Source organism: Streptomyces sp. NPDC007971, assembly GCF_042958635.1.
In the GTDB taxonomy this organism is placed as follows: domain Bacteria; phylum Actinomycetota; class Actinomycetes; order Streptomycetales; family Streptomycetaceae; genus Streptomyces.
The window spans coordinates 250,817-265,058 of sequence record NZ_JBIBJK010000010.1 but is presented as its reverse complement, the minus strand read 5'-3'; the positions used below and the strand labels follow the sequence as shown (position 1 = coordinate 265,058).

At 71.8% G+C, this 14,242-nt stretch carries 14 protein-coding genes and 1 tRNA gene; 7 read left to right on the top strand and 8 right to left on the bottom strand.

Going from position 1 to position 14,242, the window contains the following annotated elements:
• The first annotated feature begins 210 nt into the window (after positions 1-210).
• The 3 genes from pdhA to ACFZCP_RS22875 are packed head-to-tail and all read left to right on the top strand — an operon-like array spanning position 211 to position 3,856.
• The gene (pdhA, locus tag ACFZCP_RS22885) at positions 211-1,425 is read left to right on the top strand and encodes a pyruvate dehydrogenase (acetyl-transferring) E1 component subunit alpha (RefSeq protein ID WP_362688905.1); all 1,215 of its coding nucleotides are present in this window, start codon (positions 211-213) and stop codon (positions 1,423-1,425) included.
• A 2-nt stretch (positions 1,426-1,427) separates the two neighbouring features.
• Positions 1,428-2,414 carry a transketolase C-terminal domain-containing protein gene (locus ACFZCP_RS22880; protein ID WP_391429396.1) on the top strand — a complete coding sequence of 329 codons (987 nt, stop codon included), beginning with the start codon at positions 1,428-1,430 and terminating at the stop codon, positions 2,412-2,414.
• An 11-nt stretch (positions 2,415-2,425) separates the two neighbouring features.
• A complete protein-coding gene (locus ACFZCP_RS22875) occupies positions 2,426-3,856 on the top strand; it encodes a 2-oxo acid dehydrogenase subunit E2 (protein WP_391429394.1) in 1,431 nt (476 codons plus the stop codon).
• Positions 3,857-4,105: 249 nt separating this feature from the next.
• Here the strand turns inward: ACFZCP_RS22875 and ACFZCP_RS22870 are convergent, their stop codons facing one another.
• The gene (locus tag ACFZCP_RS22870) at positions 4,106-5,131 is read right to left on the bottom strand and encodes a BRO family protein (protein WP_391429392.1); all 1,026 of its coding nucleotides are present in this window, start codon (positions 5,129-5,131) and stop codon (positions 4,106-4,108) included.
• 130 nt (positions 5,132-5,261) lie between these two features.
• Between ACFZCP_RS22870 and murJ the strand changes: the two genes are divergently transcribed.
• Positions 5,262-6,920: a murein biosynthesis integral membrane protein MurJ gene (gene murJ, locus ACFZCP_RS22865; RefSeq protein ID WP_391429390.1), complete on the top strand. Its 1,659-nt coding sequence runs from the start codon at positions 5,262-5,264 to the stop codon at positions 6,918-6,920.
• A 141-nt stretch (positions 6,921-7,061) separates the two neighbouring features.
• Positions 7,062-7,958, top strand: a complete 897-nt coding sequence (locus ACFZCP_RS22860) for an alpha/beta hydrolase (RefSeq protein ID WP_362688920.1) — start codon at positions 7,062-7,064, stop codon at positions 7,956-7,958.
• On the opposite strand, the gene ACFZCP_RS22855 is transcribed toward ACFZCP_RS22860, so the two are convergent.
• From ACFZCP_RS22855 to ACFZCP_RS22825, 7 genes are all read right to left on the bottom strand, one after another.
• Positions 7,955-8,413 carry a hypothetical protein gene (locus ACFZCP_RS22855; RefSeq protein ID WP_391429386.1) on the bottom strand — a complete coding sequence of 153 codons (459 nt, stop codon included), beginning with the start codon at positions 8,411-8,413 and terminating at the stop codon, positions 7,955-7,957. The two genes, ACFZCP_RS22860 and ACFZCP_RS22855, sit on opposite strands and share 4 nt — an antisense overlap.
• Positions 8,410-8,961, bottom strand: a complete 552-nt coding sequence (locus ACFZCP_RS22850; protein WP_391429384.1) for a sigma-70 family RNA polymerase sigma factor — start codon at positions 8,959-8,961, stop codon at positions 8,410-8,412. The genes ACFZCP_RS22855 and ACFZCP_RS22850 overlap by 4 nt, the downstream gene beginning before the upstream one ends.
• A 12-nt stretch (positions 8,962-8,973) precedes the next feature.
• Positions 8,974-9,366, bottom strand: a complete 393-nt coding sequence (locus tag ACFZCP_RS22845; RefSeq protein ID WP_391429382.1) for a hypothetical protein — start codon at positions 9,364-9,366, stop codon at positions 8,974-8,976.
• Positions 9,367-9,369: 3 nt separating this feature from the next.
• A tRNA-Pro gene (locus ACFZCP_RS22840) sits at positions 9,370-9,441 on the bottom strand.
• Positions 9,442-9,486: 45 nt separating this feature from the next.
• Entirely contained in the window at positions 9,487-10,563 is a 1,077-nt protein-coding gene (locus ACFZCP_RS22835; protein WP_391429380.1) for a DUF1648 domain-containing protein, read from the bottom strand.
• The gene (locus ACFZCP_RS22830; RefSeq protein WP_362688935.1) at positions 10,560-10,907 is read right to left on the bottom strand and encodes a GntR family transcriptional regulator; all 348 of its coding nucleotides are present in this window, start codon (positions 10,905-10,907) and stop codon (positions 10,560-10,562) included. The genes ACFZCP_RS22835 and ACFZCP_RS22830 overlap by 4 nt, the downstream gene beginning before the upstream one ends.
• A 152-nt stretch (positions 10,908-11,059) precedes the next feature.
• A complete protein-coding gene (locus ACFZCP_RS22825) occupies positions 11,060-11,962 on the bottom strand; it encodes a D-alanyl-D-alanine carboxypeptidase family protein (RefSeq protein WP_391429377.1) in 903 nt (300 codons plus the stop codon).
• A gap of 188 nt (positions 11,963-12,150) precedes the next feature.
• On the opposite strand from ACFZCP_RS22825, the gene ACFZCP_RS22820 reads away from it, so the two are divergent.
• Both ACFZCP_RS22820 and ACFZCP_RS22815 read left to right on the top strand, forming a co-directional pair.
• Positions 12,151-12,801 carry an FCD domain-containing protein gene (locus ACFZCP_RS22820; RefSeq protein WP_391429375.1) on the top strand — a complete coding sequence of 217 codons (651 nt, stop codon included), beginning with the start codon at positions 12,151-12,153 and terminating at the stop codon, positions 12,799-12,801.
• Positions 12,798-14,096 carry an MFS transporter gene (locus ACFZCP_RS22815; protein WP_391429373.1) on the top strand — a complete coding sequence of 433 codons (1,299 nt, stop codon included), beginning with the start codon at positions 12,798-12,800 and terminating at the stop codon, positions 14,094-14,096. Before ACFZCP_RS22820 ends, ACFZCP_RS22815 begins: the two co-directional genes overlap by 4 nt.
• The last annotated feature ends 146 nt before the right edge of the window (positions 14,097-14,242 follow it).

The following is a 14,242-nucleotide window of genomic DNA, read 5'->3' as shown; positions in this document are numbered from 1 at the left end:
ACTTGGAAATCCAAGCAAAAACGCAGGTCAGGAGGGGTTTCACAGAAATGTGGAGCACTGGGTAACGTAAATGTTGCAGGGCGCTCGCCGGGGCACCTGTCACGCCTGTTCCCGGCCGAGTGGCACCCACCCCGTGCCCGGTGGTCGACAACAGGTGAGCCGCACTGGCCTACCGGCAACCCCGGGGGCCGGAACGACGGAGGAGCACACGTGACCGTGGACAGCAGTGCCGCGCGCAAGCCGCGACGCAGCGCCGCAGGCAAGGCCGGCACCACCGGCAGCAGCGCCGGGACCACCGGCACCAAGCGCACCACTCGCACCACTGCGAAGAAGAGCACCGACCCCGACCTCGTGCAGCTCCTGACGCCCGAGGGCAAGCGGGTCAAGAACGCCGAGTACGACGGTTACGTCGCCGGGATCACCCCCGACGAACTGCGCGGCCTGTACCGCGACATGGTGCTCACCCGCCGCTTCGACGCCGAGGCCACCGCCCTGCAGCGCCAGGGCGAGCTGGGACTGTGGGCGTCGCTGCTCGGCCAGGAGGCCGCCCAGATCGGCTCCGGCCGCGCACTGCGCGACGACGACTACGTCTTCCCGACCTACCGCGAGCACGGCGTCGCCTGGTGCCGCGGGGTCGACCCGACCAACCTGCTCGGGATGTTCCGCGGCGTGAACAACGGCGGCTGGGACCCGAACAGCAACAACTTCCACCTGTACACGATCGTCATCGGCTCCCAGACGCTGCACGCCACCGGTTACGCGATGGGCGTGACCAAGGACGGCGCGGACTCGGCCGTCATCGCCTACTTCGGCGACGGCGCCTCCAGCCAGGGCGACGTGGCGGAGTCGTTCACCTTCTCCGCGGTGTACAACGCCCCCGTGGTGTTCTTCTGCCAGAACAACCAGTGGGCGATCTCCGAGCCCACCGAGAAGCAGAGCCGCGTGCCGCTGTACCAGCGCGCCCAGGGCTTCGGCTTCCCCGGTGTGCGCGTGGACGGCAACGACGTGCTCGCCTGCCTCGCGGTCACCAAGTGGGCGCTGGAGCGTGCCCGCAACGGCGAGGGCCCGACCCTGGTCGAGGCCTACACCTACCGCATGGGCGCCCACACCACCTCCGACGACCCCACCCGCTACCGCGGTGACGAGGAGCGCCAGGCCTGGGAGGCGAAGGACCCGATCCTGCGCCTGCGCCGCTACCTGGAGGCCTCAAACCACGCGGACGAGGGATTCTTCGCGGAACTCGAGACCGAGTCCGAGGCGTTGGGCAGGCGAGTACGCGAAGCGGTCCGTGCCATGCCGGACCCGGACCACTTCGCCATCTTCGAGAACGTGTACGCGGACGGGCACGCGCTCGTCGACGAGGAGCGAGCCCAGTTCGCCGCCTACCAGGCGTCGTTCGCGGACGCAGAGGCAGAGGGGGTCTGATCATGGCAGCCGAGACCAAGACCATGGCGCTGGCCAAGGCGATCAACGAGTCGCTGCGCCGCGCTCTGGAGACGGACCCCAAGGTCCTCGTCATGGGCGAGGACGTCGGCAAGCTCGGCGGTGTCTTCCGGGTCACCGACGGCCTGCAGAAGGACTTCGGCGAGAGCCGCGTCATCGACACCCCGCTCGCCGAGTCGGGCATCGTCGGCACGGCGATCGGCCTGGCACTGCGCGGCTACCGCCCGGTGGTGGAGATCCAGTTCGACGGCTTCGTCTTCCCGGCCTACGACCAGATCGTCACCCAGCTCGCGAAGATGCACGCGCGCGCCCTGGGCAAGGTCAAGATGCCCGTCGTCATCCGCATCCCCTACGGCGGTGGCATCGGCGCGGTCGAGCACCACTCCGAGTCCCCCGAGGCGCTGTTCGCGCACGTGGCCGGCCTGAAGGTCGTCAGCCCCTCCAACGCGTCGGACGCCTACTGGATGATGCAGCAGGCCATCCAGAGCGACGACCCGGTGATCTACTTCGAGCCCAAGCGGCGCTACTGGGACAAGGGCGAGGTCAGCACCGACGCCATCCCCGGCCCGCTGCACAAGGCACAGGTCGTCCGCGAGGGCACCGATCTCACCCTGGCCGCCTACGGCCCGATGGTGAAGCTGTGCCAGGAGGCCGCGGACGCGGCGGCCGAGGAGGGCAAGTCCCTGGAGGTGCTGGACCTGCGCTCGGTCAGCCCCCTCGACTTCGACTCCGTCCAGGCCTCGGTCGAGAAGACCCGCCGCCTGGTCGTCGTCCACGAGGCGCCGGTGTTCTTCGGCTCCGGCGCGGAGATCGCCGCCCGGATCACGGAGCGCTGCTTCTACCACCTGGAGGCCCCGGTGCTCCGGGTCGGCGGCTACCACGCCCCGTACCCGCCGGCGCGCCTGGAGGAGGAGTACCTGCCGGGTCTGGACCGGGTGCTCGACGCCGTCGACCGTGCCCTGGCGTACTGAGGAGAGGGTTCGTGACGACGATGACGGAAGCTTCCGTACGCGAGTTCAAAATGCCCGACGTGGGCGAGGGACTCACCGAGGCCGAGATCCTCAAGTGGTACGTCCAGCCGGGTGACACGGTCACCGACGGCCAGGTGGTGTGCGAGGTCGAGACCGCCAAGGCGGCCGTCGAACTCCCCATCCCCTACGACGGCGTGGTCCACTCACTGCACTTCCCCGAGGGCACCACGGTGGACGTGGGCACGGCCATCATCGCGGTGGACGTGTCCGGCGGCGCGCCCGCCGAGGCGCCTGCCGAGCAGCCCGCGGCCGAGCAGCCGAAGGCGGCCCCGGCCCCCGAGGAGCCCGAGGCCAAGCCGCAGGGCCGCCAGCCGGTCCTGGTCGGCTACGGCGTGGCGGCCTCCTCCACCAAGCGCCGCCCGCGCAAGGGCCCCGGGGTCACCGTCCCGGCGGCCGCCCAGGCGATCCAGACCGAGCTGAACGGCCATGGCACACCCACTGCCCCCGCCGTCCAGGACCGCTCCCGCCCGCTGGCCAAGCCGCCGGTGCGCAAGCTGGCCAAGGACCTCGGCGTCGACCTTGCCACGATCACCCCGTCCGGCCCGGACGGCGTGATCACCCGCGAGGACGTCCACGCGGCAGCGGCCCCGCAGGCCGCCGTGACCGCCGTGACCGCCGCGCCGGTCGTCGTGGCGACCCCGGCCGCCGCCGCTCCCGCGCCCGTCGTGGCCTACGACGGCGCCCGCGAGACCCGCATCCCGGTCAAGGGCGTCCGCAAGGCCACCGCCCAGGCCATGATCGGCTCGGCGTTCACGGCCCCGCACGTCACGGAGTTCGTGACGGTGGACGTGACGCGCACGATGAAGCTGGTCGAAGAGCTCAAGCAGGACAAGGAGTTCCAGGGCCTGCGGGTGAACCCGCTGCTGCTGATCGCCAAGGCGCTGCTGGTCGCGATCAAGCGCAACCCGGAGATCAACGCGTCCTGGGACGAGGCGAACCAGGAGATCGTGCTCAAGCACTACGTCAACCTGGGCATCGCGGCGGCCACCCCCCGCGGCCTGATCGTCCCGAACATCAAGGATGCCCACGCCAAGACGCTGCCACAGCTGGCGGAGGCACTGGGCGAGCTGGTGGGCACGGCCCGCGAGGGCAGGACCTCCCCGGCGGCGATGCAGGGCGGCACGGTGACCATCACCAACGTCGGCGTCTTCGGCGTCGACACCGGCACCCCGATCCTCAACCCCGGTGAGTCGGCGATCCTCGCGATCGGTGCGATCAAGCTCCAGCCGTGGGTCCACAAGGGCAAGGTCAAGCCGCGCCAGGTCACCACCCTCGCCCTGAGCTTCGACCACCGCCTGGTCGACGGCGAACTGGGCTCCAAGGTGCTGGCGGACGTCGCGGCGATCCTGGAGCAGCCCAAGCGGCTGATCAGCTGGGCCTGACGGCCCCTCACCGGGTAGCCTCCGAGGCCTGAAGGGGGCGGCCGCAACTTCGTCTTGCGACCGCCCCCTCTCTCTTTCCCCGCCTCCGGGACCCTCCCGTTCATCACTGGCTCTTCCGGGACCGGCCCGTTCGCTGCTGGCTCTTCCGGACCAGCTCTTTCCCGACCGGCTCTCTAAGAGCCGGATTTCTCATGACCGGCTCTCTAAGAGCCGGATCTCTCAGAACCGGCTCTTTCGGAACCGCCTCACTCAGGACTCGTTGAGCACGTACACCGGCGCCCCGTCCTCGGCCCCGCCCCGCGAGCGGATGCAGGCGTGCTTGCGCAGCAGGCGGAGGCATTCGTTGACGCGGCGTTCCGAAAGACCCGTACGGGCCGCGATCGATTCGAGCGGCTCACGCAGCTCGCCCTTCTCCACGAGAACCGGGGCGATGACGACGGCCACCGTCCACACGTCCTCCGTCACGGACAGCCGCTGCCGCCAGTCGGCCAGCACGGACTCCGTGGTCGGCGGAACGGTGGCGGTGCCGGTGCCGGTGGGCGTGGGCCGGTCGAGGACCAGGGCGTCGAGCCGGTCCGCGATGCGCTCCATCGCCTGGGCCATGGCTTCCTGGGCGACGAGTGCGGCCTGCTGGATGGCGAGGGAGGCCTGCTGGGCGGTGAGTGCGGCTTGCTGGGTGGTGAGCGTGGCCTGCTGGGTGGTGAGCATCTCCTTCTGCAGTGCGAGGGATTCGCGCTGGGCGACGGCAAGCTGCTCGTCCAGCTGAAGGTTGTGCGCCTCCAGCCGGACGATGGCCTCCGCGACCTGCTCCGGCATGGCGTAGGCGATGGGGGCACCCGGTTCGGCGGGCTGCACCTCGGCCTCTTCGAGGGTGTAGGAACCCTCCCTCTGGACCGTCTCGATGACCTCGGCGGCCCACTGCCTGAAGGGGGCGCAGGCGGGCTTGGTGCAGGCGTTGACGAGGAGGACGAGGCCTTGGAGAGAGATGACATTCAGGTCTCGGCGCCACTCCCTGCCTGCGGGAATGCTCAGACCGTAAGCTCCGGTTACGGTCTCGAGAATCTCTCGATGGTCCTCTGGGACATGGTCTGCGAGTGCCTGCCTCGAGTTGGTATGTCCGAGTTCCTTGCAGACGTCCACCGCCGGAAACCAATGAGTCCCGTCCGGCATGGTCAGCCGTCGTACCCGGGCTCCCGTCGCCGCGTACACGAAGTCGTTGATGTCGATCGCCTCGTGCTGCCTGCCCGCGTCGGGCCGCTTGCTGGGTTCGTTCATGGGAACCACCTCCTCCCCGGAACGTAGATCGACGGGAATCGCATATGCCAACTGGTCCAGAAATATTCGCCATTGCGAGGGAAGATCGCCGATATCGCTGGACCGGCCTCGACTCCCGTATCTTGACGGCATGGTGACGGGGGCAAAGAGCGCAGCGCGGCGTGCGAGGAGACGGACGGCGGCCGAGAAGGGCGGGCTGGCCCGGTCGTCCGCGCTCATGGCGGTCGGAACCGTCGTCTCCCGCGCCACCGGACTGATACGCCAGGTGCTCCAGGCGGCCGCCCTCGGCAACGCCCTGCTGGCCAGTACCTACAACACGGCCAACACCGTGCCGACGAGTCTGTACACGCTGCTGATCGGCGGTGCGCTCAACGCCGTGCTGGTGCCGCAGCTGGTGCGGGCCCGGTCCACCCACGCCGACGGCGGGCGGGCCTACGAGCAGCGGCTGGTGACCCTCGTCGTCACCGTGCTGGCCGCCGGCACCGCGCTCGCCGTGTGGGCCGCCCCGGAGATCGTGAGCGTGTACATGCACGACACGCCGGGCCGGCACCAGGCGTTCCGGCTCACGGTGGTCTTCGCCCGGTTCCTGCTCCCGCAGATCTTCTTCTACGGTCTGTTCGCCATCCTCGGCCAAGTCCTCAACGCCCGCGAGAAGTTCGGCGCGATGATGTGGACGCCGGTGCTCAACAACGTCGTCCTCATCGGCATGTTCGGTGTCTACCTGGGACTGATGACCGTCCCGCACTCCGTCGCCGCCGTCACCGACGCCCAGGTCCGCTGGCTCGGTATCGGCACCACCGTCGGCATCGCCGTGCAGGCCCTCGCGCTGATCCCCTTCGCCCGCGCCGCCGGTTTCCGCTTCCGGCCCCGTTTCGACTGGCGCGGCAGCGGACTCGGCTCCGGTGTCCACGCGGCCAAGTGGACGCTGCTGTTCGTGCTGGCCAACCAGGTCGCGCTCACCGTGGTCACCAGATTCGCCACCGCCGCCGACGGGGCGCTGCCGAACGCGGGCGTGGGCTACACCTCGTACAGCTACGCGCAGACCATCTGGATGCTGCCCCAGTCCATCGTCACCGTCTCGCTGGTCACCGCCCTGCTGCCGCGGATGAGCAGGGCGGCCGCCGAGGGCCGCATCACCGAGCTGCGCGCCGACCTGTCCCGCGCTCTGCGGATCAGCGGGGTCGTCGTCGTGCCCGCGGCCTTCCTCTTCCTCGCCCTGGGCCCGCAGGTCGCCGCCCTGCTCTTCGCGCACGGCACCGCCGACCCGGCCTCCGTCCGGCCGCTCGGGTACATGCTCCAGGCGTTCGGCCTCGGCCTGATCCCCTTCTCGGCCCAGTACCTGCTGCTGCGCGGCTTCTACGCCTTCGAGGACACCCGCACGCCGTTCTTCATGGCGGTGTGGATCGGGTCCGTGAACATCGCGCTCGCCACCGCCTGCCATCTGCTGCTGCCCGTCCGCTGGGCCGTCACCGGCATGGCCGGTGCCTACACGCTCTCCTACCTGGCCGGCCTTCTCCTCACCGCGCGGCTGCTGGCCCGCAGGACCGGCGGCCGCCTGGACGACGGCAGCCTGCGCGGCACCTACGCAAAACTGCTGGGCGCGGGCGCCGGGGGCGCGGCGGCGGGCTGGGCGGCGGCGCGGGCCTGCACACAGGCCTTCGGAGCCGGGGGTACGGCGGCGACCGCCCTCAGCACAGCCGTCGGCGTCCTCGCCCTGGCCGTGGCCTTCCTCGCTCTCGCCCGCCTCCTGCGCATCTCCGGACTGCGCCGCCTCCCCGGCTTCGGCTGAGCCTCCGCCACCCCGGCCACCCGGGCCGACTTCACCGGTCGCCCCGGGTGAAAGTCCGGGGAACCTTTCGCCCCGTCCCGGACTCCTGACCCGGCGATGCGGGCCCGACGGGGGACCGCACCGACCCGAGAGGGGTCCTGCATGGCACCGCACACCGTGGTCGTGTCGGAACGGCCGCTGCCGGAGGACACACGTGCCACGCACCGCCGGCTGGACGTACGGGGCACCCGCCTGCACCTCGCCGAGTACGGCACCGGCACCCCGCTGCTGATGCTGCACGGCTTCCCGCAGCACTGGTACGCCTGGCACCGGGTCGCCGCCCTGGTCCCGGACGGCTACCGGCTGCTCTGCCCGGACCTGCGGGGCTTCGGCTGGTCCGGGCGGACCGCGCGCGGGTACGACATGGACGCCCTGGCCGAGGACGCCCTCGCACTGCTCGACGCGCTGGGGCTGGAGCGGGTGGGGCTGGTCGGCCACGACTGGGGCGCCCACCTGGGGTTCCGGCTGTGTCTGCGGGCGCCGGAACGGTTCACCGGATATCTCGCGCTCAACATGTCCCACCCGTGGCCCCGGCACCGGGCCGTCCTGCCGAACCTGTGGCGGATGTGGTTCACCGCGTTCGTCGAGTACCCGGTGCTCGGGCGGGCCGTCCTGCGGCACTGGCCCGGCTTCACCCGCTTCCTGCTGCGCCACCAGGTCGCCGACCCGGCCGTGTGGCCGGACGCCGACCTCGCCGAGTACGCGGCCGCGACCTCCACGAGCGCGCCCGCCGTGCAGTCCCTGTTCTGGCAGTACGTCCTCAAGGACATCCCCGCGCTGGTTCGCGGTACCTGGCGGCGGCACCGGCTGACCGTGCCCACGCTGCTGCTCGGCGGGGAGCGGGACGTCGTGGTGCGGCCGTCGCTGCTCGTCGGCGCGGAGCCGTACGCCGACGAGCTGACGGTACGGCTCGTGCCGGGCGCCGGGCACCATCTGCCGCAGGAACGGCCCGGGGAGGTGGCCGAGGCCGTGCGGACGTTCTTCGACGGCAGGCGCTAGCGCAGCCGCGCCCGCTCGGCGACCCGGCCCACGAACGCCCGGCCGCGGCGGTCGCCGAGCAGCCGGCCGTAGAGCCACTGCACGGGGCGCAGGGCGGTGGGGCGGGTCGCGCCGAGGACGGCGAAGCGCGTTCCGCCGCCCTCCGGTACGGCCGCCATGCCGCCCACGATCAGCCGGGACTGCATCAGGCACCAGCCGCTCGCGAGGCGTACGTCGAACTCCTCGCGCAGGCCCGGGCGGGCCAGTGCCAGCGCCTGCTTGCGGTCCGCGTCGCCCGCCGGGACGTGGAACGCGTGCAGGAACGGCACCAGACGGGGCAGCTCGGCCGGGAGGTCGGCGGCGACGGCCCACACCTGCTCGTAGGGCAGGGGGATGTGCTCCTCGGCGTACATCCCGGCGTGCAGGCCGGCCGCCAGCACTCGCAGGCGTCGTACGGGATCGAGGTCGTTGCTCATCGCGACCACGCCTTCCGGAAGGAGGAACGCGCCCGGTGCAGGCGGGACTTGACGGTGCCCGGCGCAATCCCGAGCAGTTCGGCGACGGCGGCCTCGTCCAGGCCCTCCAGCTCGCGCAGGACCAGGACGGCCCGGTGCCGGACCGGGAGCCGGGCGAGCACGTCCCGCACGTCGGCGGGCAGCTCCCCGTCGGCGGCGGTGTGCAGAGCGCCGAGCCGGGCCAGGTCGGCGGGGTCGGCCGGTTCCTCGACCGCCGTGCGCCGCGCGACGCGCACTGCCTCGCGGACCGTGACCGTGCGCACCCAGCCGTAGAAGGCGAGCGGATCGCGCAGCGCGCGCAGGCCCTTGAAGACCGCCGTCAGCGACTCCTGGACGGCGTCGGGCACGTCGTGCGGGGCGATCGGGCGGCACAGCCGGGTCACGTACGGCGTCACCGTCGTCAGCAGCTCGTCCATGGCGAGTGCGTCACCGCTCTGTGCGGCGCGGACCAGCGCGGCGGCCGTCGGCCACGGCTCGCCACCGGCCTCGTCCTCCCCCTGGATGCGCATGCCGCGGCCGGTCTACGCCGAGCGCCGGTCGGCGAGCATCCGGTGGCCGCCGATGCTCCGCCCCAGGAACCGGCGGCCGTCCCCCTCCGCGGCCGAGCCGTCTCCCTCCGCGGCCGAGCCGTCCTCCGCGGCCCGGCGCAGACCGGTGAGGGCCGGGGCCGGCCGGGCCGTGACGTGGGCGGGGTGACGGGCGCTCTCCTCGCCGGGCCGCACCGAGGCGCGCGCCCGGTCCTGCTCGCTGCACCGGGACACGGCCCGCCGGGTGCCGGCGCGTTCCTTCGCCCGGCGCCGGGTGCCGGTGTCCTCGTGCGTGAGGGCGGTCGGGTACGCCGTCGCCGACTGCCCGGCCGCGTAGCCGGTGTTCGCCGTGTGTGCGGGATGCTGCTGCTCAGCGTCGTCCTTCATAAGCCGACGTGGCAGGTGCCGCCCCCGCGCCCTCCGGGACCCGAGCCCGGTGCTCTGCTGCTGAGCTACACGCCGATGGGCAGACGGTAGACGCCGAACGGGCGGCCGTACAACCGGGTATCAGTGCGGCTGCGGTGTCCTCAGCGCGTTGAGGAGCGCGGCTCCCCGCTCGGCGTCGTCCACGCTCACCGCGAACTCCGAGCGCCTGCCCCGCAGCCGTACGACGAGGCACTCGCCGCCACGGACCATCACCGTCGTACCGAGGCCGCCGAGGCGGTAGCCCCAGCCGCCGGCCTGCGCCGGTGTGCGGTGCTCGACACGGGCCGACTCGATGTCGCCCGCCGCCCAGCGCCGCCGCGGCCGGCCGAGCGGGCCGAACGCCACCTCCAGGCCATGTTCGGAGACCCGGACGCGGACCGAGGCGCAGGCGGCCAGCGAGCAGGAGGCGAGGCCCGCGCCGGCGAACACCGGGAAGAAGGGGCCGGTGCCGACGAGGCCGGCGGCGAGCGCCGCGCCGGACGCCGCCGCGGCCAGGCCCGTGAGCAGTGCCGCTCCGTGCAGCCAGGGGTTCGTGGCGCGGGAGAACCAGGCCAGGTGCTGCCCGTCGGGGATCTCCAGGGGCGGGGTCGGGGCCACCGCCGGGGAGGGATCCTGGCCGCGCGTGGTCAGCAGCCATGCGCCGGCGCCGGCGGCCAGGGCGGTCGCGAGCAGCGCCACGATCCAGACCGCCGGCAGCCGTGCCTCGTGCCAGTCCGTCCGGTCGAGGTTGGCCCGGATCACGGCGGCCTGGGCGCCCACGAGAAGCACACCGCCCGACAGCAGCGCGACCGCGCTCACCGGCCGGCCGGCCGTACCGGTGGTCGGACGGGTGGCCGTGTGGGGGGTCGGAGGCGTGGCCGTACGGGGGGCTGTACCGGGGGCTGTACGGGTGGCCGGGCGGCTCCCTGCCCCCGCCCGCCGTCGCAGCGCGGTCGTCGTCAGGGGCAGGACCAGGGTCAGGACCAGCCAGATCAGGGCGGGGACGGCGGACGCGGCCCACAGCGGCATCGAGCCGTCGGGCGTGCCGCCGCCCGTACCGCTCCAGTGGGTCGCCAGGCGACCGGGCAGTCTCCCGCTCGCGGCCCAGGGCAGGACGGCGATCACCGCGGCCACGCCCGCCGTCCAGACCGCTGTCGCCCAGCGCGCCGCACCCTTCACGACATCCCCCTGATCATCTCGATGAGATCGTTCCTGCCGTAGCCCAGGCGGGCCGCCTCGGCCACGAGTTCATGCACGCGGATCCGCAGCCCCGAGCGTCGGTCGGCGCCTTCGGCCACGGTCACCCCCCGGCCCCTGCGGAACTCCAGCAGACCCTCGTCGCGGAGCGAACGCAGCCCGCGCAGAACGGTGTTGACGTTGATGTCCAGCGCCTGGGAGAGATCGCGGGCCGACGGCAGGCGGTCGCCGGGGCGGCACTCTCCCTCGGCGACGGCACGCCGGATCGCGGCGGCCACCTGCTCGTGCAGGGGGCGGGTGTCGGTCGTGTCCAGACGCAGCAGCATGGTGCTACTGAAGATAGCACCATGCATTTCATCCGGCACCGGGGTGAACGGCGGGCCGGGCTTCAGGGCGGCCACGGGGCGTACACAGGGCGGACAGCGGAAGGGGCCCGCCGCGGTGTGCGGCGGGCCCCTTCGGTCGTGCGGTGCGTCGGTCAGGCCTGCGCGAAGCCGTAGTTGAGGAGCTTCGTGGCGTCCGTGGCGCGCTGGGCGTACGTGGTGGAGGCCAGGACCGTGCCGATGATGGTCTTGCCGTTGCGGGTGGCCGCGAAGACGAGGCAGGCGCCCGCCTCGGGGCCGGAGCCGGTCTTCACACCGATGGCGCCGCTGTAGCTGCTGAGCAGCGTGTTGGTGTTGGTCCAGGTCGGCATGATCCGGGTGCCGCCGGTCTTGGTGACCGTCTTCGCCGTGTACTGCTTCGTCTTGACGACCGTGCGGAACATCGAGTTCTTCATCGCGCTGCTGGCGATCTTCGTCAGGTCGCGCGGCGTCGAGTAGTTGTTGCCGTTGCCGATGCCGTCGAACGAGTCGAAGTGGGTGTTCTTCAGGCCCAGGTTCTTGGCGGCGGTGTTCATCTTGCCGATGAAGTTGGCCACGCGCGCGGTGCGGGTGGAGCCGCTGCCGTACTTGTCGGCGAGCGCGTAGGCGGCGTCGCAGCCGGACGGCAGCATCAGGCCGTACAGCAGCTGGCGGACGGTGACCTTGTCGCCGACGATCAGGTGCGCCTGCGAGGCGTTGTTCCTGACGACGTAGTCGCTGTACTCCTTCGCGATCGTCACCTTGGCGTCGAGGTTGAGGTTCGACTGGGCGAGCACGACCTTGGCGGTCATGATCTTGGTGGTGGAGCCGGTGGACCGCTTGGTGTCCATGGCCTTGTTGTACAGCGTCTTGCCGCTCGCGTCGTTCATCACGTAGCCGCCCTTGGCCACGATCGAGGGCGTCGTGACGGCCTGAGCGGGGGCCGCCGTGAGGGCCCCGGTGGCGAGCAGCGCGCCGGAGGTGACAGCGACGGCGGTTGCTCTGCGGATGCGGCGGATGCCCTTAATGCCGGTAATCAAGTGAGTTACCCCGATTATGTTGAATGCCCCTATGGTGCGGCCGAGTTGAGGTGGCAAGAGAGTGGGGCCGCAGGTGTGTGACACGTAACTAGCACAGAAGGTTGTGGAGCCGCTGCGGGGGATCTGCGTCACGTCCGCATGCCGGACCGGTCTCCCTCTTGCGTGCGTCTTGTATCTATCCTGTGGGCATGGCCACGCCCACCAAGCAACCGCCCGCCGCCGACCGCGTCTACACCCATGTCAAAGAAGGCGTCCTCGACCGCCGCTACGAGGGCGGGACCCTGCTCACCGAGGGCGAGCTGGCCGAGGCCGTCGGGGTCTCGCGCACACCGGTACGGGAGGCGCTGCTCAGGCTGGAGGCAGAGGGCCTGATCAGGCTCTATCCCAAGAAGGGCGCCCTGGTCCTGCCCGTCTCCGCGCAGGAGATCGCCGACGTCGTGGAGACCCGGCTGCTGGTGGAGGAGCACGCCGCCCGCAAGGCCGTGCCGGCCCCGCCGGGGCTCCTGGAGCGGCTGGCCGAGCTGCTGGAGCAGCAGAAGAAGCAGGCCGCGGCCGGTGACCTGGCCGGCGCTGCGAGGACCGACCGCTGCTTCCACGCCGAGATCGTGCGCAGCGGCGGCAACGAGATCCTGTCCCGCCTCTACGACCAGCTGCGCGACCGTCAGCTGCGGATGGGCGTCGCCGTCATGCACTCCCACCCCGACCGGATCGCCAAGACGCTCGCCGAGCACGAGGAGATCCTGGGGGCCCTGCGTGCCGGGGACGCGGAGGCGGCCGTGGGGATCGTGCACCGGCACGTGAGCTGGTTCTCGCACCTTGCGCGGGGGGAGGTCCGATGACCAACGCCACCCTGCCGGGTGACCCCCAAGGCGGCCGCCGCGCGATATCGGTGTGGTCCGTCGGTGTCTCGGTCTACTTCGTCGCCGTCATCTTCCGTACCTCCCTCGGCGTGGCCGGCCTGGACGCGGCCGACCGCTTCCACGTGGGCGCCTCCGCCCTCTCGACCTTCTCGATCCTCCAGCTGCTGGTCTACGCGGGCATGCAGATACCCGTCGGCCTGCTCGTGGACCGGCTCGGCACCAAGAAGGTGCTGAGCATCGGCGCGGTGCTGTTCACGGCGGGCCAGCTCGGTTTCGCCTTCTCGCCCACCTACGGCACGGCGCTCGCCTCGCGCGCACTCCTCGGGTGCGGTGACGCGATGACCTTCATCAGCGTGCTGCGCCTGGGCACACGCTGGTTCCCGGCCCGTCGCGGGCCGCTGGTCGCACAGCTCGCGGGCCTGGTGGGGATGGCGGGCAACCTGGTCTCCACCCTGGTCCTCGCCCGGCTGCTGCACGGCGTCGGCTGGACCCCGGCGTTCGCGGGCAGCGCGCTGGCCGGTGCGGTCGTCCTCGTGCTGACGCTGCTGTTCCTGAAGGACCACCCCGAGGGACACGAGCCCGAGCCGTCCCCGCACCGCGGCGCGGCCTACGTCCGGCGGCAGATCGCCGCGGCCTGGCGGGAGCCCGGGACCCGGCTGGGCCTGTGGGTGCACTTCACGACCCAGTTCCCGGCGATGGTGTTCCTGCTGCTGTGGGGGCTGCCGTTCCTGGTCCAGGCGCAGGGGCTGACCCGCGCCACCGCCGGTGAACTGCTGACCCTCGTCGTCCTGTCCAACATGGTGATCGGCCTGGTCTACGGTCAGATCGTCGCCCGGCACCACGCGGCGCGGCTGCCGCTGGCGCTGGGCACGGTCGCGGTGACCGCGTCCCTGTGGGCACTCACCCTCGCCTGGCCCGCCGAGCACGCTCCCATGGGTCTGCTGGTGGCCCTCTGCGCGGTGCTCGGCGCCTGCGGTCCGGCCTCGATGCTCGGCTTCGACTTCGCCCGCCCGGCCAACCCGCCCGAGCGACAGGGCACCGCGTCCGGCATCACCAACATGGGTGGTTTCATCGCCTCGATGACGACGCTGTTCGCGGTCGGGGTGCTGCTGGACGCCACCGGTGACGACTACGGCGTGGCCTTCTCGGCGGTGTTCGTCCTCCAGGGGCTGGGGGTGAGCCAGATTCTGCGGTTGCGGGGGCGGGCGGCCCGGCGGGAGCGGGAGCGGTTGGTGGCGAGCCGGGTGGAGACGGTGCACGTGCCTGTGGTGTGAGGCCGCCGCCTCGCCCACCCGCCCACCACCCGTTTCCGGTCGGCCGAGAGGCTGAGCAACCAGCGGGGCTCCTCGCCGCCGGCGGCCATCCGCCCCCTCGCCTGCGGGTTTGCCCGCGGGTTTGCCTGAGGGTTTATCTGCCGGTT